The 19,987-nt window shown below is 68.3% G+C and carries 19 protein-coding genes and 1 riboswitch; of the genes, 18 read left to right on the forward strand and 1 reads right to left on the reverse strand.

Translation table 11 applies throughout. From position 1 onward, the window contains the following. Positions 1-172 precede the first annotated feature (172 nt). The 13 genes from ASF16_RS14210 to ASF16_RS14270 all read left to right on the forward strand — a co-directional run bounded on the left by ASF16_RS14210 (position 173) and on the right by ASF16_RS14270 (position 10,736). Positions 173-382 (forward strand): hypothetical protein, encoded by a 210-nt coding sequence (locus ASF16_RS14210; RefSeq protein WP_056168174.1) that lies wholly within the window; start codon positions 173-175, stop codon positions 380-382. Positions 383-417: 35 nt separating this feature from the next. Then, a complete protein-coding gene (ssuD, locus tag ASF16_RS14215) occupies positions 418-1,581 on the forward strand; it encodes an FMNH2-dependent alkanesulfonate monooxygenase (protein ID WP_056168176.1) in 1,164 nt (387 codons plus the stop codon). 23 nt (positions 1,582-1,604) lie between these two features. Further along, positions 1,605-1,979 carry a VOC family protein gene (locus tag ASF16_RS14220; protein WP_056168179.1) on the forward strand — a complete coding sequence of 125 codons (375 nt, stop codon included), beginning with the start codon at positions 1,605-1,607 and terminating at the stop codon, positions 1,977-1,979. Beyond that, positions 1,976-2,848, forward strand: a complete 873-nt coding sequence (gene ssuC, locus ASF16_RS14225; RefSeq protein ID WP_056168182.1) for an aliphatic sulfonate ABC transporter permease SsuC — start codon at positions 1,976-1,978, stop codon at positions 2,846-2,848. The genes ASF16_RS14220 and ssuC overlap by 4 nt, the downstream gene beginning before the upstream one ends. 44 nt (positions 2,849-2,892) lie before the next feature. After that, complete coding sequence (locus ASF16_RS14230) at positions 2,893-3,855, forward strand: aliphatic sulfonate ABC transporter substrate-binding protein (RefSeq protein ID WP_056168185.1); 963 nt, start codon at positions 2,893-2,895, stop codon at positions 3,853-3,855. Between the two features lie 4 nt (positions 3,856-3,859). Further along, positions 3,860-4,672 (forward strand): ATP-binding cassette domain-containing protein, encoded by an 813-nt coding sequence (locus tag ASF16_RS14235; RefSeq protein WP_056168188.1) that lies wholly within the window; start codon positions 3,860-3,862, stop codon positions 4,670-4,672. 89 nt (positions 4,673-4,761) lie between these two features. Beyond that, the gene (locus ASF16_RS14240) at positions 4,762-4,977 is read left to right on the forward strand and encodes a molybdopterin-binding protein (RefSeq protein ID WP_056168190.1); all 216 of its coding nucleotides are present in this window, start codon (positions 4,762-4,764) and stop codon (positions 4,975-4,977) included. A 237-nt stretch (positions 4,978-5,214) separates the two neighbouring features. Beyond that, complete coding sequence (locus ASF16_RS14245; protein WP_082516922.1) at positions 5,215-5,871, forward strand: TetR/AcrR family transcriptional regulator; 657 nt, start codon at positions 5,215-5,217, stop codon at positions 5,869-5,871. A 106-nt stretch (positions 5,872-5,977) separates the two neighbouring features. Then, positions 5,978-6,979, forward strand: a complete 1,002-nt coding sequence (locus ASF16_RS14250; RefSeq protein ID WP_056168193.1) for an NADP-dependent oxidoreductase — start codon at positions 5,978-5,980, stop codon at positions 6,977-6,979. Between the two features lie 88 nt (positions 6,980-7,067). Beyond that, positions 7,068-7,775, forward strand: a complete 708-nt coding sequence (locus ASF16_RS14255) for an SDR family oxidoreductase (protein ID WP_056168194.1) — start codon at positions 7,068-7,070, stop codon at positions 7,773-7,775. Between the two features lie 351 nt (positions 7,776-8,126). Next, positions 8,127-8,342, forward strand: coding sequence for a molybdopterin-binding protein (locus ASF16_RS14260; RefSeq protein WP_056168199.1), 216 nt, complete (start codon positions 8,127-8,129; stop codon positions 8,340-8,342). Between the two features lie 13 nt (positions 8,343-8,355). Then, positions 8,356-9,396, forward strand: a complete 1,041-nt coding sequence (locus tag ASF16_RS14265) for a Bug family tripartite tricarboxylate transporter substrate binding protein (protein ID WP_082516923.1) — start codon at positions 8,356-8,358, stop codon at positions 9,394-9,396. After that, positions 9,354-10,736, forward strand: a complete 1,383-nt coding sequence (locus ASF16_RS14270; RefSeq protein WP_056169236.1) for a sulfatase — start codon at positions 9,354-9,356, stop codon at positions 10,734-10,736. Before ASF16_RS14265 ends, ASF16_RS14270 begins: the two co-directional genes overlap by 43 nt. Positions 10,737-10,850: 114 nt before the next feature. On the opposite strand, the gene ASF16_RS14275 is transcribed toward ASF16_RS14270, so the two are convergent. Further along, positions 10,851-11,249, reverse strand: a complete 399-nt coding sequence (locus ASF16_RS14275; protein WP_056168203.1) for a Fur family transcriptional regulator — start codon at positions 11,247-11,249, stop codon at positions 10,851-10,853. A 268-nt stretch (positions 11,250-11,517) separates the two neighbouring features. Between ASF16_RS14275 and ASF16_RS14280 the strand changes: the two genes are divergently transcribed. The 5 genes from ASF16_RS14280 to ASF16_RS14300 all read left to right on the forward strand — a co-directional run bounded on the left by ASF16_RS14280 (position 11,518) and on the right by ASF16_RS14300 (position 19,983). Continuing rightward, entirely contained in the window at positions 11,518-12,228 is a 711-nt protein-coding gene (locus ASF16_RS14280; RefSeq protein WP_056168206.1) for an ABC transporter ATP-binding protein, read from the forward strand. Beyond that, entirely contained in the window at positions 12,225-13,622 is a 1,398-nt protein-coding gene (locus ASF16_RS14285; protein ID WP_056168208.1) for a DUF3526 domain-containing protein, read from the forward strand. Before ASF16_RS14280 ends, ASF16_RS14285 begins: the two co-directional genes overlap by 4 nt. 41 nt (positions 13,623-13,663) lie before the next feature. Then, positions 13,664-15,094, forward strand: a complete 1,431-nt coding sequence (locus tag ASF16_RS14290; RefSeq protein WP_056168211.1) for an ABC transporter permease subunit — start codon at positions 13,664-13,666, stop codon at positions 15,092-15,094. A 165-nt stretch (positions 15,095-15,259) separates the two neighbouring features. After that, positions 15,260-17,443 (forward strand): TonB-dependent siderophore receptor, encoded by a 2,184-nt coding sequence (locus tag ASF16_RS14295; protein WP_056168214.1) that lies wholly within the window; start codon positions 15,260-15,262, stop codon positions 17,441-17,443. 19 nt (positions 17,444-17,462) lie between these two features. Then, a riboswitch (cobalamin riboswitch) is annotated at positions 17,463-17,711 on the forward strand. 73 nt (positions 17,712-17,784) lie between these two features. Further along, positions 17,785-19,983 carry a TonB-dependent siderophore receptor gene (locus ASF16_RS14300; RefSeq protein ID WP_082516924.1) on the forward strand — a complete coding sequence of 733 codons (2,199 nt, stop codon included), beginning with the start codon at positions 17,785-17,787 and terminating at the stop codon, positions 19,981-19,983. Positions 19,984-19,987: the final 4 nt, after the last annotated feature.

Below are 19,987 nucleotides of genomic sequence, written 5' to 3' on the forward strand. Positions count from 1 at the left end.
CGGGGTGCACCCCCTGAGTCGCTTCGCGCCTTCCCCCTCTCTCGCTGCGCGGGAGGGGGACGCACCCGGTGGCCTGGCAGAGCCAGATCCACGGGTGCACTGGCCTCGGCAGCGCCAGTTTTAACGGCCGTGCGTCACACAGTCGCCGCAATTGAAACCAAGGAGCCCTGACATGCCCACCGCTTCCGCAAACCCTGTCCACGACGCAGCGCGCCGCGTGCTGCGCACCACGGCCAACGCCTGGCGCCTGAAGGCACCGGCGCGCAGGCCGGTCCGTACGCGCAGGCGTGTGCAGGCCGATGTGGCGGCGGGCGGCATGCGGGCTTGTCCATTGCGTTTCGGCTTTTCGCTGGCGGGCTACGGCCTGGCCTTCTCTTACTGATCCCCTCACGGCACACGTTCAAGGCACGCGACGATATGAAAATCTTCTGGTTCATCCCTACCCACGGCGACAGCCGTTACCTTGGCACGGCCAAGGGCGCACGCCAGCTCAGCCTCGAATACCTGCAGCAGGTGGCAGTGGCCGCCGACAGCCTGGGCTACGAAGGCGTGCTCATCCCCACCGGCCGTTCGTGCGAAGACCCGTGGGTGATCGCGTCGAGCCTGCTGGCGGTCACCAAAAAGCTCAAGTTCCTGGTCGCCGTGCGCCCCGGCCTGCACCAGCCCGCGTTGGCCGCCCGCATGGCCGCCACGTTTGACCGGCTCTCCGGCGGGCGCCTGCTGGTCAATCTGGTGACGGGTGGCGACCGGGCCGAGCTGGAAGGCGACGGCGTGTTCCTGGACCACGCCACGCGCTACGAGCAGTCGGCCGAGTTCATCCGCATCTGGCGCGAGATCCTCACGCGCAGCCACCGGGGCGAAAGCTTCGACTACGAAGGCAAGCACCTGTCGGTCAAGGGCGCCAAGCTGCTCTTCCCGCCGCTGCAGGAGCCGCACCCGCCGGTGTACTTCGGCGGCTCGTCCGACGCAGCGCACGACCTGGCGGCCGAGCAGGTCGAAACCTACCTCACCTGGGGCGAGCCCCCGGCCGAGGTCGCCAAGAAGGTGGCCGACGTGCGCGCCCGCGCTGCCAAGCACGGCCGTACCGTGAAGTTCGGCATCCGCCTGCACGTCATCGTGCGCGAGACCGATGCACAGGCCTGGGCCGCAGCCGAAGAACTCATCAGCCATGTGGACGACGAAACCGTGGCGCGCGCCCAGTCCGTGTTCGCACGCATGGACTCCGAAGGCCAGCGCCGCATGGCCGCGCTGCATGCCGGGGGCGTGAAGCGCAGCCGCGCAGACCTGGAGATCAGCCCCAACCTGTGGGCGGGCGTGGGCCTGGTGCGCGGTGGCGCGGGCACGGCCCTGGTGGGCGACCCTGAGACCGTGGCCGCGCGCATCAAGGAATACGCAGACCTGGGGCTCGACCACTTCGTGCTGTCGGGCTACCCCCACCTCGAAGAGGCCTACCGCTTTGCCGAGCTGGTGTTCCCGCTGCTGCCGCTGGCCGTGCGCGAGAAGCTCACCGGCGGCAACCCGCTGGGTCCTTTCGGCGAAACCGTGGCCAACGACTTCGTGCCACGCGCTTCGCAAAGCTGACCGCACCGACGAGGAGCCACGCCATGAGCATCCAGTCCATCAACCACGTGCAGCTGGCCTTTCCGGCCGGTGCCGAGGCGCCCATCCGGCGCTTTTACGCCAGCCTGCTGGGCCTGCCCGAGGTGCGCCTGCAGGCGGGCAACACGCTGCGCTTTGCCGCGGGCACCCAGCGCATCGACCTGGTGCCCACCGAGCACTGGCAGCCCGCGCCCGCGGTGTCGCACCTGGCATTCGAAGTGCAGGACCTGCCGGCCCTGCGCCACCGCCTGCTGCAGGCCGACCTTCCGCTGGTGGAGAACCGCGCGCTGCCCGGCTATCTGCGCTTTTACGTCAAGGACCCGGCCGGTAACCAGCTGGAGTTTCTAGAGCCCGATCACGAACAGGAAATCACCCCATGACCCCAACCCAGACCGTCCGCGAGCTGCAGGTATCGCCTGTGGCCGATTCCGTCGATCTGCCGATCGACAAGCCCGTGCTGCCTGCAGCGCTGTCCCGCTTCCTGTCCGGCCTGCTGCAGCGCCTGCTGCCCTGGGCCGTGCCCGTGGGGCTCATCGTGCTGTGGCAGATCGCCTCGTCGCAAGGCTGGCTGTCCACCCGCGTACTGCCAGCGCCGCTCGAGGTCATCAAGGCTGCCTGGACGCTCACCGTGTCGGGCGAGCTGTGGACCCACGTCAAGGTGAGCGCCGGCCGTGCGCTGGCGGGCCTGGCCATTGGCGGCGGGCTGGGCCTGCTGCTGGGCTTGCTCACCGGCTCGGTGCGCTTGTTCGAGACCTTGCTCGACTCCACCATCCAGATGGTGCGCAACATCCCTGCGCTCGCGCTGATTCCGCTGGTGATCCTGTGGTTCGGCATCGACGAGTCGGCCAAGCTGTTTCTCATCAGCGTGTCGGTGTTCTTTCCGATCTACCTCAACACCTTCCACGGCATCCGCAATGTGGACCCCGGGTTGATCGAGATGGGGCGCACCTACGGCCTGAGCCGCTGGCAGCTGTACAAGCAGATCATCCTGCCTGGCGCGCTCTCCAGCATCCTGGTGGGCCTGCGCTTCTCGCTGGGTCTGATGTGGGTGATCCTGATCGTGGCCGAGACCATCTCCGCGCAGGCGGGCATCGGCTACCTCACGATGAACGCCCGCGAGTTCCTGCAGACCGACATCGTGCTGGTCGGCATCCTGCTGTACGCGCTGCTGGGCAAGTTGGCCGACCTGTTCGCCAAGGGCCTGGAGCGCTACTGGCTGCGCTGGCATCCCGGCTACCAGACGCCGTAAGGCGCACTGCAGCCCGACCCTCCATTCCAAGAATTGCGGACCACATGACCACCCCTTTCCACATTCATCGTCGCACCGTGCTCGGTGCCATCGCCGGGCTGGCGAGCGGCCTGGCCGCCGCGCAGGGCAAGCCTGAAACATTACGCATCGGCTTGCAAAAGTCGTCCACCCTCACCACCATCCTGCGCACGCGCGGCACGCTGGAGCAGTTGCTTGCGCCGCTCAACGTCAAGGTCACGTGGCACGAGTTCACCAGCGGCCTGCCGCTGCTCGAAGCGCTGAACCTGGGCAACATCGATGTGAGCGCCGACGTGGCCGACACCGTGCCGGTGTTCGCCCAGGCAGCGGGCGCCAACCTCACCTTCGTGGCGCAGGAGTCTCCATCGCCATCGGCCCAGGCCATCGTGGTGCGCGCCGATTCGCCCATCAAGACGGTGGCCGACCTCAAGGGCAAGAAGATCGGTTTTGCCAAGGCCGCCGGTGTGCACTTCTTGCTGATTGCCGCGCTGGAAAAGTCCGGCTTGTCGTTCAAGGACATCGAGCCTGCGTACCTGACCCCCGCCGATGGCCGCGCCGCCTTCGAGCGCGGCGCCATCGATGCCTGGGTGGTGTGGGACCCGTTCCTCGCCGCCGTGCAAAAGCAGTCCGCCGTGCGCGTGCTGGCCGATGGGCGCGACCTGGCCTCCTACCAGCGCTACTACCTGGCGGGCACCCCGTTTGCCCAGGCGCGGCCCGACGTGCTGCGCGTGTTCTTCAACGAGCTGCAAAAGGCCGGCGTGTGGGTCAAGCAAAGCCCCAAGGACGCAGCGGCGCTGCTGGCGCCCGTGTGGGGGCTGGATGCAGGCGTGATCGAGTTGGCCAACAGCCGCCGCAGCTACGAGGTGCGTGCCGTGGTGCCCGCGGCGCTGACCGAACAACAACGCATCGCCGATGCCTTCTTTGCCGAAAAGCTGCTGCCCAAGCGCGTGAATGCGCTGGACGTGCCGCTGTTCAAGACCGGAGCCTGACACCATGACCCAGACGACCAACACCCCCGCCGCACAAGGCGTGCGCCTGGAAGTGCGCGGCGTGGACAAGCGCTACGGCACCCGCGACGTGCTCAAGAAGACCGAACTCGTCATCGAGCCCGGCCAGTTCGTGGCCATCGTGGGCCGCAGCGGCTGCGGCAAGAGCACGCTGCTGCGCCTGGTGGCGGGACTCGAATCCGTCTCGGGCGGCGCGATCCGCCTGGACGGCAAAGATGTCGCTGGCCTGAGCGACGACACCCGCATCATGTTCCAGGACTCGCGCCTCTTGCCCTGGAAGCGCGTGGCCGACAACGTGGCCCTGGGCCTGCCGCCCGCGCGTCGCGGCGCCGCCGCCGATGTGCTGGCCCGCGTGGGCCTGGGCGACCGTTTGACCGAGTGGCCCGCGCGCCTGTCCGGCGGCCAGCGCCAGCGCGTGGCCCTGGCCCGTGCCCTGGTGCACAACCCGCGCCTGCTGCTGCTGGACGAACCCCTGGGCGCGCTCGATGCGCTGACCCGCATCGAGATGCACCGCCTCATCGAAGGCCTGTGGCGCAGCAGCGGCTTCACCGCACTGCTGGTGACCCACGATGTGCAGGAGGCCGTGGCCCTGGCCGACCGCGTGATCCTGATCGAGGACGGCCAGATCGCACTGGACCAGCGCATCGACCTGCCGCGTCCCCGGTCGCACGGTGACGCCGCCTTTGCGGCGATCGAAAAACGCATCCTGGACCGCGTGCTGCAAAAGCCCGACGGCGAGCCGGCGCACGAAGCGCCGTGGCCCGGCGTGCCTGCGCATGGTCTGCGCTGGGCGGTGTAGCCGTTGCTACGGCCTGCTGCCTTTCGCTGCTTGCTTTCTGTCTTCTGTCATTCCTTTCTTCGCCCTACAGCCCCATCAAGGAGAACCCCATGTCCATCCAAGCCATCAACGTCCGCAACCAGTTCAAAGGCAAAGTCCGCGAGATCGTGCGCGGCGATGTCGTCTCCGAGGTCGATGTCGAAACGCCCTGGGGCATCGTCACCTCGGTCATCACCACCCGCTCGGTGGACGAGCTGGCTCTGATCGTGGGCTCCGACGTGGTGGCGCTGGTCAAGTCGACCGAGGTGTCCATCGCCAAACTGTGAGTGGATGAGAGAGATATAAGCCTCTACCGCTTGCTGGTAGGGCGCAAGGCGCTATAAAAAATGTAGTGTTTGTAGATGGGCTATGCAGCGACGCTCACGGCGGCCTTTCGCTCCTCAGGCCCTTTCGAAGGGCCTGAGTCTTTGGTGGCGAGGGGGGGGCAGGGTGGCTCGGGTGGAGTGGGCCTCGCAGAAGCAGCGGCGCAGACGGCCGGATTGCGACACATGGCGATATATCGTATGATGCGCATCATGCCAAAATCCACGCCCAATTCCAGAGCTGCTGCCAAGGAGGCCACGCACGAGCGCATCGTGTCGGTCGCCTCGCGGGCGATCCGGCGCGAGGGCTACCACGGCACGGGCGTGGCGGACATCATGAAAGAGGCGGGCCTGACGCACGGCGCCTTTTATGCGCACTTCGACTCCCGCGAGGCCATGCTGGCCGAGGCCGCTGCCAAGGCATGCACCGAATCCGCAGCGCTGGCGGCCGGCGCCGCGGCCGGCGAGCCGTCGCCCCGCGCGCTGGCCGCCATGCTCTCGGCCTACTTGTCGCGCCAACATGTCGAGAGTGTCGAGATGGGCTGCCCCCTGGCGGCCCTGGGCTCGGAGACATCGCGCCAGGCACCCGAGGTGCGCCGCGTGGCCACCCGGCATATCAAGGAAATGGTCGACCTCATCGGGCGCCAGTCGCCGCAGTGGGGCCAGCCCGCAGCCCACGAACAGGCGCTCGTCACCATGGCCACGATGGTGGGTGCGCTGGTGCTGTCCCGCGCGGTGGACGAGCCCGCGCTGTCGGACAGCCTGCGCGAGGCCGCGCTCAAGCACCTGATGCAGCTGACGAACTCGACGCACGCTGCAGACGCTGCACCTGCCACGCCGCCAGGCGCGCCCGGCTGACTTTCCCAGCGGCGCGCTTTTTTTTGCCTTTACATATGATGATCATCATGCGAATTTGCTTGCGATCTGCACCGCCTAGCGCTGTGTCCTTTACCCAGGAAGCCCCATGAAAGCCTTTGTCCTCGACCGCTACGCCAAGCAGGGCCCACTGCGGCACGCCGATGTCCCCGCGCCGGACCTGCGCGACGACGAGGTGCTGGTGGCGGTGCATGCCGCCGGCGTGAACCTGCTCGACGCCAAGATCCGCAGCGGCGAGTTCAAGCTCATCCTGCCGTACGCCATGCCGCTGGTGCTAGGGCACGACGTGGCGGGCGTGGTGGTGCGGGTGGGGCCGCGCGTGCAGCAGTTCCAGCCGGGCGACGAGGTCTATGCCCGGGCAGACGATTTCCGCATCGGCACCTTTGCAGAACTCATCGCCGTCAAGGCATCGTCGCTGGCCCGCAAGCCCCGCGGCCTGACGATGGAAGAGGCCGCATCGATCCCGCTGGTGGGCCTGACGGCCTGGCAGGCGCTGGTGGAGAAGGCGCAACTGAAAAAAGGCCAAAAGGTCTTCATCCAGGCGGGCTCGGGCGGCGTGGGCACCTTTGCCATCCAGCTGGCCAAGCACCTGGGCGCCACCGTCGCCACCACAGCCAGCGCGGGCAATGCGGCGCTGGTCCGCAGCCTGGGCGCCGACGTCGTCATCGACTACAAGACGCAGGACTTCGAAGAGGTGCTGCGCGACTACGACGTCGTGCTGCACAGCCAGGACGGCAAGGCGCTGGCGAAGTCGCTGCGCGTGCTCAAGCCCGGCGGCCAGGTCGTCTCGATCTCCGGCCCGCCCGACCCGGCATTCGGCCAGGCCATTCGCGCCCCCGGCTTTGTGCGGCTGGTGATGCGCCTGCTGAGCGCCGGCACCCGGCGGCGCGCCAAGGCGCTGGGCGTGGGCTACTCGTTCCTCTTCATGCGGGCGCACGGCGCGCAGCTGCAGGAGATCACGCGCCTTGTCGAAGCGGGCGCCATCCGCCCGGTGGTCGACAAAGTCTTTCCGTTCAGCGCCACCAACGACGCCCTGGCCTATGTGGAAGCGGGCCGTGCCAAGGGCAAGGTCGTCATCCACGTGGTGTGAGCCAGCAGGCCGCTGCACATCCTTTTTCTCACGCCGTCAGTCCCCACCCAACCTTCCATCCGTTCCACCTGTCCCTCTGGAGATTTTCATGAAGATCGAAAACGCTGTCGTCCTCATCACCGGTGCCAACCGCGGCATCGGCTTGGCATTTGCCCGCGAGCTGCTCGCCCGCGGCGCACGCAAGGTCTACGCCGGTGCGCGCGACCCCGCCACCGTCGCGCCCCAGCCTGGGGTGCAGGCCCTGCGCCTGGACGTCAACAACCCCGCCGACGTGGCCGCTGCGGCCGCCGCCGCGCCCGATGTGACGCTGGTCATCAACAACGCCGGCATCGCCCAGCCCGGCGGCTTCATGGACGCCGACAGCGAAGAGGTGGCCCGCCGCATCTTCGACACCAACTTCTTTGCCGTGCTGCGCGTGAGCAAGGCCTTTGCACCCATCCTCGCAACCAACGGCGGCGGCGCGCTGCTCAACGTGCTGTCGGTGGCGTCGTGGGTCAATGGCGGCGAGCTGGCGGCGTATTCGGCCAGCAAGTCCGCCGCCTGGTCGCTGACCAACGCGCTGCGCCACGAACTGGCGGCGCAAAAGACGCAGGTGCTGGGCTTGCACATGGCCTATGTCGATACCGACCTGACGCGCGGCTTCGACGTCCCCAAGTCGAGCCCCGAGCAGATCGTGCAGCGCGCGCTGGACGGCCTGGCCGCCGGTGCGGACGAAGTGCTGGCCGATGAGCTCACGCAGCACGTCAAGCTGTCGATGACGGCCACGCGGCCGAGCTATCTGCCGCAGCCCGCCTGAGACACCAGCGACTTCCCCGGCTGAACCGGCCGCTTCCATTCGCCCCGCCAGATCGCAAGGTCTGGCGGGGCGGCTGCGTTTGGCAGCGGCCATCGGGTGGTGCGGCCTGGATGCCGGGGCACTTCCACGGCCCGCGCTTATGCCGTGGTGGCTGCAACTCATGCCCCATACATCTAAGTCAAAGCTTATGAGTAATGACCATTTATTCGTATAAGAAACTTAATTTACATTGCTTCTGGTTGTTTAGTTTTGTGGTTGCACGGCAGGTTGCCCGGTGCGACAGATCGTTGTCGACACGGGCCTCCGCCCCAGCATCCGCCCATTTTTTCCCCATCTTCCAGGAGCCTTTTCATGTCCATCCAAGCCATCAACGTCCGCAACCAGTTCAAGGGCAAAGTGCGCGAGATCATTCGCGGCGACGTCGTCTCCGAAGTCGATGTCGAAACCCCCTGGGGCATCGTCACGTCGGTCATCACCACCCGCTCGGTGGACGACCTGGCCCTGGTCGTGGGCTCCGATGTGGTGGCGCTGGTCAAGTCCACCGAAGTCTCCATCGCCAAGCTCTGACCCGGAAGCAGCCATGACCGAGACACGGACTTCGCCATCGTCGACAGAGTTGTCGCGCCAGCGGCGCACGCTGCTGGGCCGCGCTGCGGCCAGCGTGTGCGCGCTGGCCTGCGGTGTGGGCGGTGCCCCGGCCGCGTGGGCCCAGGCGACGGCGGTGCCCGAGTCTTCGCGCATCCTGGTCGGCTTTGGCGCGGGCGGCGGCATCGACCTGCTGGCCCGCGTGCTGGCCGAGCGCATCCCCGCGCACCTGGGCGGCAAGCACAACATCATCGTGGACAACCGGCCCGGTGCCGGCGGCCAGATCGCGGCGCAGGCACTGCTGTCGGCGCCTGCAGATGGCAGCACTTTTCTGATCGCCCCGCTGATCACGCCGGTGCTGTCGCAGATCGTCTACAAGAAGCCGGGCTACGACCCGGCCAAGGATTTCACGCCGGTGGGCCTGCTCGCGCACTTCCAGTTCGCGCTGGCCGTGCCGGCCAACCACCCGGCGCGCAACGTGGCCGAGTTCGTGGCCTGGCTCAAGGCCCACCCCGACCGCGCCAACTTCGGCAGCCCGGCGGCGGGCAGCCTGCCGCATTTCTTCGGGCTGCTGCTGGGTGGCGCGGCGCAGATCGACATCGTGCACATCGCCTACAAGGGCGGCGGGCCCATGCTGTCGGACCTGGCGGGCGGGCAGATCAGCTCGGCCATCCAGACCACTACCGAGCTGCTGCCGCTGCACAAGCAGGGCAAGATCCGCATCCTGGGCACGTTCTCGGAAAAGCGCACGCGCGAACTCCCCGACGTGCCCACCTTCGCCGAGTCCGGCTACCCCAAGGCCGTGGGCAGCGGCTGGTACAGCCTGTGGGCCCGCAGCGGCACGCCGGCAGCCACCGTCACCGCTTTCAACCGTGCGCTCAACAAGGCGCTGGCAGACCCGGTGGTCAAGGCACGGCTCGACGAGATCGCGCTCGACCCGGACCCGCGCACGCCGCAAGCCCTGGAGCAACTGCGCGTGGCCGAGATCGCCAAATGGCGGCCGGTGATCGAGTCGTCCGGGTTCTGGGCGGATTGACCGTGGCCCAGGCTCCCAACATCGTTTTCATCCTGGCCGACGACCTGGGCTGGGCGGACCTGAGCGTCTACGGCGCCACGGACTTCGCCACGCCCCACCTGGACCGCCTGGCCGGGCAGGGTGTGCGCTTCACGCAGGCGTACGCCAATTCGGCCGTGTGCTCGGCCACGCGCATCGCGCTCATCACCGGCCGCTACCAGTACCGGCTGCGCGCGGGGCTGGAAGAGCCCATCGCCTTGCGCGACACCGGCCTGGGCTTGCCGCCGGACCATCCCACACTGCCGTCGCTGCTCAAAGCCGCGGGCTACGACACGGCCCTCATCGGCAAATGGCACCTGGGCCTGCCGCCGCAGTACGGGCCGTTGCAGAGCGGCTACGACCGCTTCTTCGGCAACCTGCACGGTGCCATCGACTACTTCACGCACAAGCCCGGCGTGGGCGACGACGTGGCGCGCGACCTGTGGGAGAACGAGGTGCCCGTGGAGCGTGCCGGCTACTACACCCAGGTGCTGGCCGACGAGGCCACGGCGTACATCAACGCCCGCGCAGGGCAGGGTGCCGACGAGCGCAAGCCGTTCTTCCTGTCGTTGCACTTCACCGCGCCGCACTGGCCCTGGGAAGGGCCGGGCGACGAGGCCGTGGCGCACCAGATCAAGAGCCTGTTCCACTACGACGGCGGCAGCCTGCGCAAATACGGCGAGATCGTCGAGGCGCTCGATGCCGCGGTGGGCCAGGTGCTCGCGGCGCTCCATGATGTGGGCGAGGCCGATAACACCATCGTCGTCTTCACCAGCGACAACGGCGGCGAGCGCTTCTCCAAGACTTGGCCCTTCACCGGCCAGAAGACCGAGCTGCTCGAAGGCGGCCTGCGCGTGCCCACGCTCTTGCGCTGGTCCGCACGCATCGCGCCGCAGGTGCAGCACCAGGTCACCGCATCGATGGACTGGCTGCCCACGCTGCTGGCCGCTGCTGGGTTGTCGCCGCATGCGGACTACCCGAGCGATGGCGAGAACATCCTGCCGGTGCTGCAAGGCGCTGCGCCCGTGCACCCGCGCACGCTGTACTGGCGCTACAAGGCGCAGGCCCAGCGCGCGGTGCGCGACGGCAACTGGAAGTACCTCAAGGTCAATGACAACGAGTTTTTGTTCGACGTGGCCGCGGACGAGCGTGAGCGCGCCAACCTGCGCGACCTTGAGCCCGAGGTCTTCGCCCGCCTGAAGACCCAGTGGGCCGCGTGGGACGCGCAGTTTTTGCCCATCACCGAAGACGTCTACACCCATGGCGTGACGCCCGACATCCAGGCCGACCGCTACGTGCCGCACCGGCTCACGCGGGGGTAGCCGCAGGTCGCCGCGCAGCCTCACGGGCTGCGGCACTGCGAGAAGAAAAGGCGAGCCACGGCTCGCCTTTTTGCGTTCTGGTGGGCAGCCCGATACGCGCCTGCCGCCTACTGCCTACCGCTTGGCACGCGCCCGCGCAGGCACCGGCGCGCAATCCGCACACCGCCCGTACAGCGTCAGCTCGTGCCGCTCCACGGTGAACCCCTGGGGCGCCAGGTTGCGCAGGTCGCCGGGGCACTCGTGCACGTCGAACACCCGCGAGCACACCGTGCATTGAAAGTGATGGTGGTGGTCGTGCGCGGACGACTCGTACCGCGGGCTCTCGCCCGGCAGGTTCACCACCTGCACCGACCCATCTTCCACCAGCGCCTTGATGTTGCGATAGACCGTCGCCAGGCCCAGGCCCTGCACGCTCTCCCTCGCACTGTCCAGCACCTCTTGCGGTGTCAGGGGGCGGTGTGCGTCCGCAATGGCGGCGTGGATGGCGGTGCGTTGCTTGGTGGATCGTTCCATCGGGGAAGACAGGGTGGCGTGGGGCAGGGACTGCGAATTATCGGTGACTGCACTCCCTGCGGTCCGCGATGCCGGGCGTGTGGTTTCTTGTGCGGGCCACCGGATGGGATTCTTTTTTGATATCGATAATGCATTATCATTAAAGGCTGATCTGGCGTCGCCAGGTTTTTGCGCCGATCGCTGGCTGCCCTTGTGCCCTCCTGCCCTTGTGCCTTTGTGCAGTAAACGGCCTGCCTCCCTTTCCCGCGCCTGACTGGAGAACCTCCCCGTGCTCGAAGCCATCGGCCTGACCAAACGCTACGGCGACCACACCGCCCTGCACCCGCTCGACCTGTGCATTCGCCCGGGCGAAATCTATTGCCTGCTGGGCGCCAATGGCGCGGGCAAGACGACCACCGTCAACCTGTTCCTCAATTTCATCGACCCCGACGGAGGGCAGGCGCTGATCCACGGCGTGGACGTGACGCGCGAGCCCGTGGCCACCAAGCAGTACCTGGCCTACATCCCCGAGCAGGTGAACCTGTACGGCACGCTGACCGGGCTGGAGAACCTGCGCTACTTCGCGGCGCTGGCCCTGGGCGAGCCGCCGCCGCGCACGCGCCTGCTGGAGCTGATGGCGCAGGTGGGGCTCGACGCCGGCGCGGCCGACAAGCGGGTGGCCGCGTATTCCAAAGGCATGCGCCAGAAGATCTGGATCGCCGTGGCACTGGCCAAGGACGCCAAGGCGCTGCTGCTGGACGAGCCCACCTCGGGCCTGGACCCGCATGCTGCGGCCGAGTTCACCACATTGCTGCAGCGCGCGAGCGACGCGGGTGTGGCCATCCTGGCCACCACGCACGACCTGTTCCACGCCAAGCAGACGGCCACGCGCATCGGCATCATGAAACAGGGGCGCCTGGTCGAGAGCCTGGACAGCCAGCAGATCAGCGACACCGACCTGCAGGCCCTGTACCTGCGGCACATGCGGGGCGGCCAATGATCTGGCTGATCGCGTTCAAGGACCTGCGCGAGCGCCTGCGCGACGGGCGGCTGTACTGGGCCGGCGGCATGGTCATGCTGCTGCTGTTCACCGCGCTGGCGGTGGGCTACGGTCACCAGAAAGAGGCACGCGCAGAGCAGGCCGCGGCCCAGAACTCCGACTACCAGGACTGGCTGCGGCAGGGCGCACGCCACCCGCACGACGCGGCGCACCAGGGCATGCACGCCTTCAAGCCCGACGCGGCGCTGGCACTGCTGGACCCCGGCATCAACCCCTACATCGGCAGCACCGTGTGGCTGCAGGCGCACCGGCAAAGCGAGGTGAAGTTCCGCCCCGCGCAGGACGCCACCGGCCTGCAGCGCTTCGGCGATTTGTCGGTGGGCTGGATCCTGCAGGTGCTGGGCCCCTTGCTGGTGGTGGTGCTGGGCTTCAACGCCTTTGCAGGCGAGCGCGAGCAGGGCATCCTGCGCCAGACGCTGAGCCTGGGCGTGCCGCCGCTGCGCCTGCTGTGGGGCAAGGCGGCCGCTTTGGGCATGGGCCTGGCGGCGTTGCTGCTGCCGGCCGCGTTGATCGCGGCGGCGGTGGTGGCCCTGTCTGCCGCCAGTGGCGAACGCGGCGACGCCTTGCTGCGCTTTGCGGGCCTGGCGCTGGGCTATGCGCTGTACCTGGCGATCTTCGTGTTCGTCACGCTCGGGGTGTCGGCCGCATCGCGCACCTCGCGCGTGGCCATCACCGTGCTGCTGGCGCTGTGGATCGCCAACACCGTGGTGGCGCCGCGCGTGATGTCCGAGCTGTCGCGTGCCGTGTTCCCCAGCCCGACGCGGCTCGAGTTCAACCAGGCGCTGGACGCCGACCGCAAGGCGACTTCTGACAAGGTCTGGATGCAGGCCTTCGGCACCACCGAGCGCTGGAGCCGCGATGTGCCCCTGAACAAATGGGGCATCGCGCTCAAGCTCGACGATCAGTCCAGCTACGCCGTGTACGACCGCCACTTCGGGCGGCTGTGGGACACCTGGGAGAACCAGCAGGCGGTGCAGGAGGCCGGTGGCCTGCTGATGCCGCTGCTGGCCATACGCACCTTCTCCACCGCCATGGCGGGCACCGACTTCGTGCACCACCGTGACTTCACCACCGCTGCGGAGCGCCACCGCCGCGTCATCCAGGACATCGTGAGCCAGGACCTGATGGCGCACGCCGACCCGCTGGGCCACCAGCACTTTGCCTACCAGGCCAGCCCGTCGCTGTGGGCGCGCGTGCCGGCTTTTGAATACCACGCGCCCTCCGTGGGCTGGGCGCTGGCCCGCAGCGGTGCGAGCCTGGCGGTGCTGTGCGTCAGCCTGCTGCTCGCCGTCGCATTCGCCTGGGCTGCCGTGGCGCGCCAGCGGGCGCTGTAAGGAAACCATCCGTGCAAGCATTTCAGTTCCAACGATTTCGCATGGTCGCCCGGCAGGAGCTGCGCCTGCTGCTCAAGGAGCGCAGCCTGTGGTGGGTGGGCGGCCTGTTCCTGCTGCTCATCGGCTATGCGCTCTTCAACGGCGTGCTGCAGACCACGCAGCGCGACAGCGCGCAGGCGGCCCTGGTGGCGGCCGATGCGCAGTCGCGCGCCGGCCAGCTGGCGCAGCTCCAGCGCATCATGGCGGGCACCGAAACCCCCACGCCGTTCGGCAACCCGGCCAACCCCGCCAACATGGCCGGCGGCCTGGGCGCGCACTACGCCGTCATGCCCAGCGCCGCGCTGGCGCCGGTGGCCCTGGGGCAGACCGACCTGTTCCCGTCGCAGTTCAAGGTCACGCACCAGAGCAAGGTCAACTTCCTGCACAACAACGACATCGAGAACCCCTGGCACCTGCTCAGCGGGCACTTCGACCTGGCGTTCGTGGTGGTGTACCTGCTGCCGCTGCTGATCTTCGCGCTCAGCTACAACCTGCTGTCCGGTGAGAAGGAAGACGGCACCTTGCGCCTGCTGCTCTCGCAGCCGCTGGCCTTGCCCACGCTGATTGCCGGCAAGATCGCAGTGCGTGCGGCGGTGCTGCTGGGCGCCGCCGTGCTGGTGCCGCTGGCCGTGCTGCTGGTGGCGCGCCCGCAGGCGCTGGCCATGCCCGGCGCCACGCTGTGGTGGGCGCTGGTGGTGGGGGCGTATGCGCTCTTCTGGTTCACCGCGGTGGTGGCGGTCAATGCCTTCGGCCGGTCTTCGGCCACCAATGCGATGGTGCTCATCATCGGCTGGGTGGTGCTGGTGCTGGTGGTGCCGGTGCTGCTGAACATCGCGGTCACGCACATCAGCCCGGCACCCTCGCGCGCAGAGCTGGCCACCCGCACCCGCGTGGTCACCGCGCAGGCCATGTCGCAGAACGCCGCGCTGCTGGCCACCGACTACGAGCATGTGGACAAGCCCGACGTGCTGGTGCCCAAGGACGGCCGTCTGGCCATGAGCGGGCGGGCCATGGCCAACTACCGCATCCAGCGCCAGGTGGACGACACGCTGCAGCCCGAGCTGGACCGCTTCGATGCGCAGCAGGCGCAACAACAGGCGCTGGTGGCGCGCTGGAGCGCCGTGTCGCCTGCGGCCGTGGCGTACGAGGGCATCACCGCGCTGGCGGGCACGGGGCACAGCCGCAACGCCTGGTTCATGGCGCAGATCACGGCCTACCACCAGGCGTGGAAGGACTTCTTCTTTCCCCGCATCGACGGTGGCCTGGCCATCACCGAGGCGGACTTCGCGCACATCCCCGCCTTTGCATGGCGCGACGAAGCGCCGGGCACCTTGCAGGCCCAGGCCGCGCGGGCCGTGCTGCAGCTGCTGCTGCCCACGCTGGCGCTGCTGGGCGTAGCGCTCTGGCGCCTGCGCCGCTACCGCTTGGTTTAGAGCGGATGAAAAACTCTTCTGGCGTTGTTGCTGCGTCTTGTCGTACTAGTCGTACTGCCTGCGACGCAGCGCCTAGCCAGAACCGCTTCGCTGAGTTTTTCAGCCGCTCTTAGCCCCCGATCCCTTGACACCCACCCATCCAAAAAAACCCGAGAGGACGATTCCATGACCCCCTTCACCCGCACCGCCGTGGCGCTGGCGGTGGCTGCTGCCACGCACGCCAGCTGGTCCCAGACGCCAGAGCCCGACCGCGAATTGCCCGCGGTCAGCATCGTGGGCGGGCAGGACCGCGACAGCCTGCAGCTGGACCAGCGCAGCACCAGCGCATCGCGCCTGGGCCTCACGCTGCGCGAAACGCCCGCGTCGGTGGAGATCCTGTCGCAGGACGTGATCCAGGAGCGCGGCGCACGCACCTTGAGCGAGGCATTGCGCGGTGCGGCCGGCATGGCAGGCGGGGGCACGCCAGCGGCACCCACCACGCTGTCGATGCGCGGCTTCACCAACGTGCTGTACCTGTACGACGGCGTGCGCATGTCCGGCGCGGGCGTGACCAACCGGGTGCAAGACACCTGGAACTACGAGCGCATCGAGGTGCTCAAGGGCCCGGCGTCGGTGCTGCAGGGCGACAGCGCCATCGGCGGCATCGTCAACTTCCAGACCAAGCGGCCCGACCGTGGCAACCCCGGGCGCGAGGCCCTGCTGTCCTACGGCAGCTACGGCTCCACCCGGGCGGCGGTGGGCCTGGGCGGTGCCGTGGGCGAGACGGGCGCCTACCGCATCGACTACAGCCGCAACGACACCCGCGTGGGCACCATCGACCGCAACAGCGAAAGGCTCGAGCACCTGACCACCGGCGTGTCGTTCGAGCTGGCGCGCGCTACCCGGCTCGATGTGTCGTTCGACTATGCCCGCGACGAAGGCCACGCCTACTGGGGCACGCCGCTCATTCCCGGCAGCCTGGCGACCCAGCCCACCAGCGTGGTCAGCACGCCCGACGGCCGGGTGGTGGACCGGCGCATCGCGCGCAACAACTACAACATCCTGGACGACAGGAACCAGTCCGAGGCCTACTGGCTGCGCGCCCGCATCACCCACCGCCTGACACCCGAGTGGACGCTGCGCAACGAGCTCACGGCCAACCAGGTCGACCGCCTGTGGCGCAATTCGGAAAGCGCGGTGTTCACCGCCCCCGCGTCCATCACGCGCGACCAGACCACCATCGCGCACGACCAGCGCTACCTGTCCAACCGGCTGGATGCCTCGCACACAGGGCGCCTGGCGGGCATGGCGAACAAGTTCGTGGTGGGCGGCGAGATCAGCAAGACCGACTTCGACAACACGCGGCGCTTTTCCAACGGCTCTGCCGCCACTGCCGCCAGCCTGCGCGTGCCGCTGTTCGACCCGGCCGTGGGCACCTACAACGACGACCCGGCGCTCATGGCGGGCGGCGGCAACCGCACCAACTTCACCTCGGACGTGCGCAGCACCTCGGTGTTTGCAGAAGACTCGCTCAAGCTCACCCCGGCCTGGACGCTGGTGGGCGGCCTGCGCCACGACCGCGTGGACGTGGACCGCAGCGTGGCCGACCTCAACCTGGGCACGTTCAGCGCCTTCGGCACGCGGTACTCGTCCAACTCGGCGCGGCTGGGCACGGTGTACGACCTCAGCGCGTCATCGTCCGTCTACGCGCAGTACACCAACGCCACCATTCCGGTGGGCTCGCTCTTCCTGCTGTCGGCGGGCAATGCGGCGTTTCCACAGTCCAAGGGCAAGCAGCTCGAACTGGGCTTCAAGCAAAGCCTGGCCAGCGTGGAATGGACGGCGGCGGCCTACCACATCGCGCTTGACAACGTGCTCTCGCGCGACCCGAACAACGCCAACGTCACCATCAACAACGGCCGGCAGTCGTCGCGCGGGGTAGAGCTGGCCGCCGCCTGGCGCGCGACCCGGCAGCTCACGCTGTCGGGCAACGTGGCGGCGCTCGATGCGCGCTTCGACACGCTGACCGAGGCGGGCGGCGTATCGCGCGTGGGCAACACGCCGCCCAACGTGCCCGAGCGCATCGTGAACCTGTTCGCCAACTACCGGTTCAAGGACCTGCCGCTCGATCTGTTCCTGTCCATCAACCACACCGGCAAGATGTACACCGACAACGCCAACCAGATCCGCATCAACGGCCACACCACGGCCGACGTGGCGGCCAGCTGGCGCATCAAGCCGGTGCTGCTGACCTTCCGTGTGCGCAACCTGACCGACAAGCTCTACGCCAGCTTTGCAGGCCGGGCCACCAGCCAGGTGCTGATCGCGCCGCAGCGCACCTTCGAGCTGTCGGCCCGGTATGACTTCTGACGCGAGGACTGCACCGTGCCCCTAGAATCGCCCCGTTGGTGCTCGCAGCATGGTTCGCATGCCGCAGTTCAACGGGAAGCAGGGAGGCACCACCGAACAGGACCGTGCCGCGCCTGCGCTGCCCCCGCAACGGTCAACGGATGGGTCGCCACCTCGGCAGCCCGCTCCCCTTACGCACAGCCACTGGACTGCCTTGAACAAGCACCTGGGAAGGCTTTGGGGGATTCTTCCGCCAGCCCGGATACCGGCCAACAAGTGGGTGGTGCTCTCAGGGAGCGCTGCCGTGACGCTCAAGCGCTGGCGGGAGGCTGGCGCCGGGCCTATTTGTTTTCCATCATCGTATGAGCCACTCATTTCATCCCCTGCGGATGGCCGCGCTGCCGTTGGCCTTGGCCGCTGCTTTCCCTTTGCATGCCCAGACCGCAGGCACCTTGCCCGATGTCGTCGTGAAGGAATCCGCCACGCCCGGCACGCTGCTCGATCAGCGCACCGACAGCGCATCGCGCCTGGGCCTCACGGTGCGCGAAACACCCGCGTCCATCGACGTGGTGCCGCGCGAGGTGCTGGCCGAGCGCGGCCTGCGCACGGTGACCGAAGCCGCCCAGGCCGCAGTCGGGGTGACGGCCGGGGACTTTCCGGCAGAGCCCAGCGCGTTCTCGATGCGCGGCTTTGCCAACAGCCAGATCAACACGCTGTACAACGGCATCAAGATCGGCCCGCCCAACATGACATCCCGTGTGATGGACGCGGCCAACCTGGAGCGCATCGAGTTCTTGAAGGGCGCGGCATCGCTGATGTCGGGCGAGGGCGCCGTGGGTGGTGCCGTCAACTTCGTCACCCGCGCGCCGCACCGCGGCGCGGTGCAGAGCGAAGTGACCGGTGCGGTCGGCTCGTTCGGCGAGCGGCGCGTGGCCTTCGGCTCGGGCGGCACCACGGCCTGGAAGGACCTGGACTACCGCATCGACGTGAGCGGCTCGAACAGCGACGGCTTCGTCCACGACACCGGCCAGCGCAACCGCCACATCTCGGGCGGGCTCGACTGGCACGTGGCGCCGGGCGTCAAGCTCTTCGTGGCCGGCGAGGCCAAGCGCGACAACGGCAGCAGCTACTGGGGCACGCCGCTGGTGTCGGCCAACGCCCCGGGCATCCAGCCGGTGGGCGGCGTGGTGTCGGGCACCTATACCTCCAACTACAACGGCACCAATCTGGGCCCGGTGGCCATCGACCGCCGCACGCTGCGCACCAACTACAACGTGCTCGATAACCGCAACGAGGCCCGCGAGACCTGGCTGCGCGCGGGCGCCGACTGGCGCATCGACAGCGCCTTCACGCTGCGCACCCAGTTCTACCGCTACACCGCCGACCGCACCTGGTTCAACAACGAGATCGCCGCGTTCAACGCCACCACGGGCCTGGTGGACCGCGAGCGCTTCTTCCTGGCGCACGACCAGACCTCGGTGGGCAACAAGACCGAGCTGCAGTGGGACAGCCAGGTGGCAGGCCGCGACAACCGCTTGGTGGCGGCGTTCGAATACAGCGACCTCGACTTCATCCGCCCCGGTGCGGCCAACTTCCCCGGCGACAGCGTGAGCCTGGTGAACCCCGCGCGCGGCACCTACGGTCCGCTCACGCAGCAGCGGCAGACCACCGGCATCCGCAACACCGTGCTGGCACTGGAAGACCGCCTCAAGCTCACGCCCAGCGTGGCGCTCATCGGCGGCGTGCGGCACGAGTCCATCGAGCTGTCGCGCACCTCGGCCAACGCCCAGGGCGTGCAGCGCAACGGCTTTCCGTTCGACAAGACCTGGCACCCCACCACCGGGCGCCTGGGCTTCACCTGGGAAGCTGCGGCGGGCACCACCGTGTACGGCCAGTACGGCACGGGCGCCGACGTGGCGGCCAACAACATCTTCCTGCTCAGCGGCACGCAGCCGCTGGACCTCACCCGCACCCGCAACGCCGAGGTGGGCGTGAAGCAGGGCTTCTGGCAGGACCGTGGCGAGTGGACCTTCGCGCTGTACGACACCAAGCGCCGCAACGTGTATGCGGGGCAGGGCGGCCAGACGCTGGCACGCGCCGGCGCCCTGCAGTCGCGCGGGGCCGAGGCCTCGGTCGCATTGCGGCCCGATGCGCAGTGGAGCGTGTGGGGCAACCTGGCGCTCAACCGCGCGCGCTACCAGGACTACGCCCTGGCCGGCGGCGGGTCGCTGTCGGGCAACACACCGCCCAACGCGCCGCGCGTGGTGGCCAATGCGGGCGTGGGCTACCGCTTCGTGGCAGGCGTGCCGATGCAGCTGTCGGCCTCGGTGCGGCACGTGGGCGAGCGCTTTCACAGCGATGCCAACACCGTGCGCCTGGCCGCCTACACCGCGCTGGACGCGGCTTTGACGGTGGACGTGGCGCGCGGCGTGCAGGTCACGCTGCGGGGCCGCAACCTGGCCAACAAGGTGTATGCCGCCTGGTCGGACCCGTTCTACCCCGACCAGATCCTGCTGGGCGCGCCGCGCAGCGTCGAGCTGGCCGTGCGCTGGGCGCTATAAGCTC

This window comes from Acidovorax sp. Leaf78 (assembly GCF_001422735.1).
Classification (GTDB): Bacteria; Pseudomonadota; Gammaproteobacteria; order Burkholderiales; family Burkholderiaceae_C; genus Acidovorax.

Coding starts and splice junctions, on each gene's coding strand:
- ASF16_RS14210 (WP_056168174.1), top strand. CDS start 173: ATGCCCACCGCTTCCGCAAACCCTGTCCACGACGCAGCGCGCCGCGTG.
- ssuD (WP_056168176.1), top strand. CDS start 418: ATGAAAATCTTCTGGTTCATCCCTACCCACGGCGACAGCCGTTACCTT.
- ASF16_RS14220 (WP_056168179.1), top strand. CDS start 1,605: ATGAGCATCCAGTCCATCAACCACGTGCAGCTGGCCTTTCCGGCCGGT.
- ssuC (WP_056168182.1), top strand. CDS start 1,976: ATGACCCCAACCCAGACCGTCCGCGAGCTGCAGGTATCGCCTGTGGCC.
- ASF16_RS14230 (WP_056168185.1), top strand. CDS start 2,893: ATGACCACCCCTTTCCACATTCATCGTCGCACCGTGCTCGGTGCCATC.
- ASF16_RS14235 (WP_056168188.1), top strand. CDS start 3,860: ATGACCCAGACGACCAACACCCCCGCCGCACAAGGCGTGCGCCTGGAA.
- ASF16_RS14240 (WP_056168190.1), top strand. CDS start 4,762: ATGTCCATCCAAGCCATCAACGTCCGCAACCAGTTCAAAGGCAAAGTC.
- ASF16_RS14245 (WP_082516922.1), top strand. CDS start 5,215: ATGATGCGCATCATGCCAAAATCCACGCCCAATTCCAGAGCTGCTGCC.
- ASF16_RS14250 (WP_056168193.1), top strand. CDS start 5,978: ATGAAAGCCTTTGTCCTCGACCGCTACGCCAAGCAGGGCCCACTGCGG.
- ASF16_RS14255 (WP_056168194.1), top strand. CDS start 7,068: ATGAAGATCGAAAACGCTGTCGTCCTCATCACCGGTGCCAACCGCGGC.
- ASF16_RS14260 (WP_056168199.1), top strand. CDS start 8,127: ATGTCCATCCAAGCCATCAACGTCCGCAACCAGTTCAAGGGCAAAGTG.
- ASF16_RS14265 (WP_082516923.1), top strand. CDS start 8,356: ATGACCGAGACACGGACTTCGCCATCGTCGACAGAGTTGTCGCGCCAG.
- ASF16_RS14270 (WP_056169236.1), top strand. CDS start 9,354: ATGGCGGCCGGTGATCGAGTCGTCCGGGTTCTGGGCGGATTGACCGTG.
- ASF16_RS14275 (WP_056168203.1), bottom strand. CDS start 11,249: ATGGAACGATCCACCAAGCAACGCACCGCCATCCACGCCGCCATTGCG.
- ASF16_RS14285 (WP_056168208.1), top strand. CDS start 12,225: ATGATCTGGCTGATCGCGTTCAAGGACCTGCGCGAGCGCCTGCGCGAC.
- ASF16_RS14290 (WP_056168211.1), top strand. CDS start 13,664: ATGGTCGCCCGGCAGGAGCTGCGCCTGCTGCTCAAGGAGCGCAGCCTG.
- ASF16_RS14295 (WP_056168214.1), top strand. CDS start 15,260: ATGACCCCCTTCACCCGCACCGCCGTGGCGCTGGCGGTGGCTGCTGCC.
- ASF16_RS14300 (WP_082516924.1), top strand. CDS start 17,785: ATGAGCCACTCATTTCATCCCCTGCGGATGGCCGCGCTGCCGTTGGCC.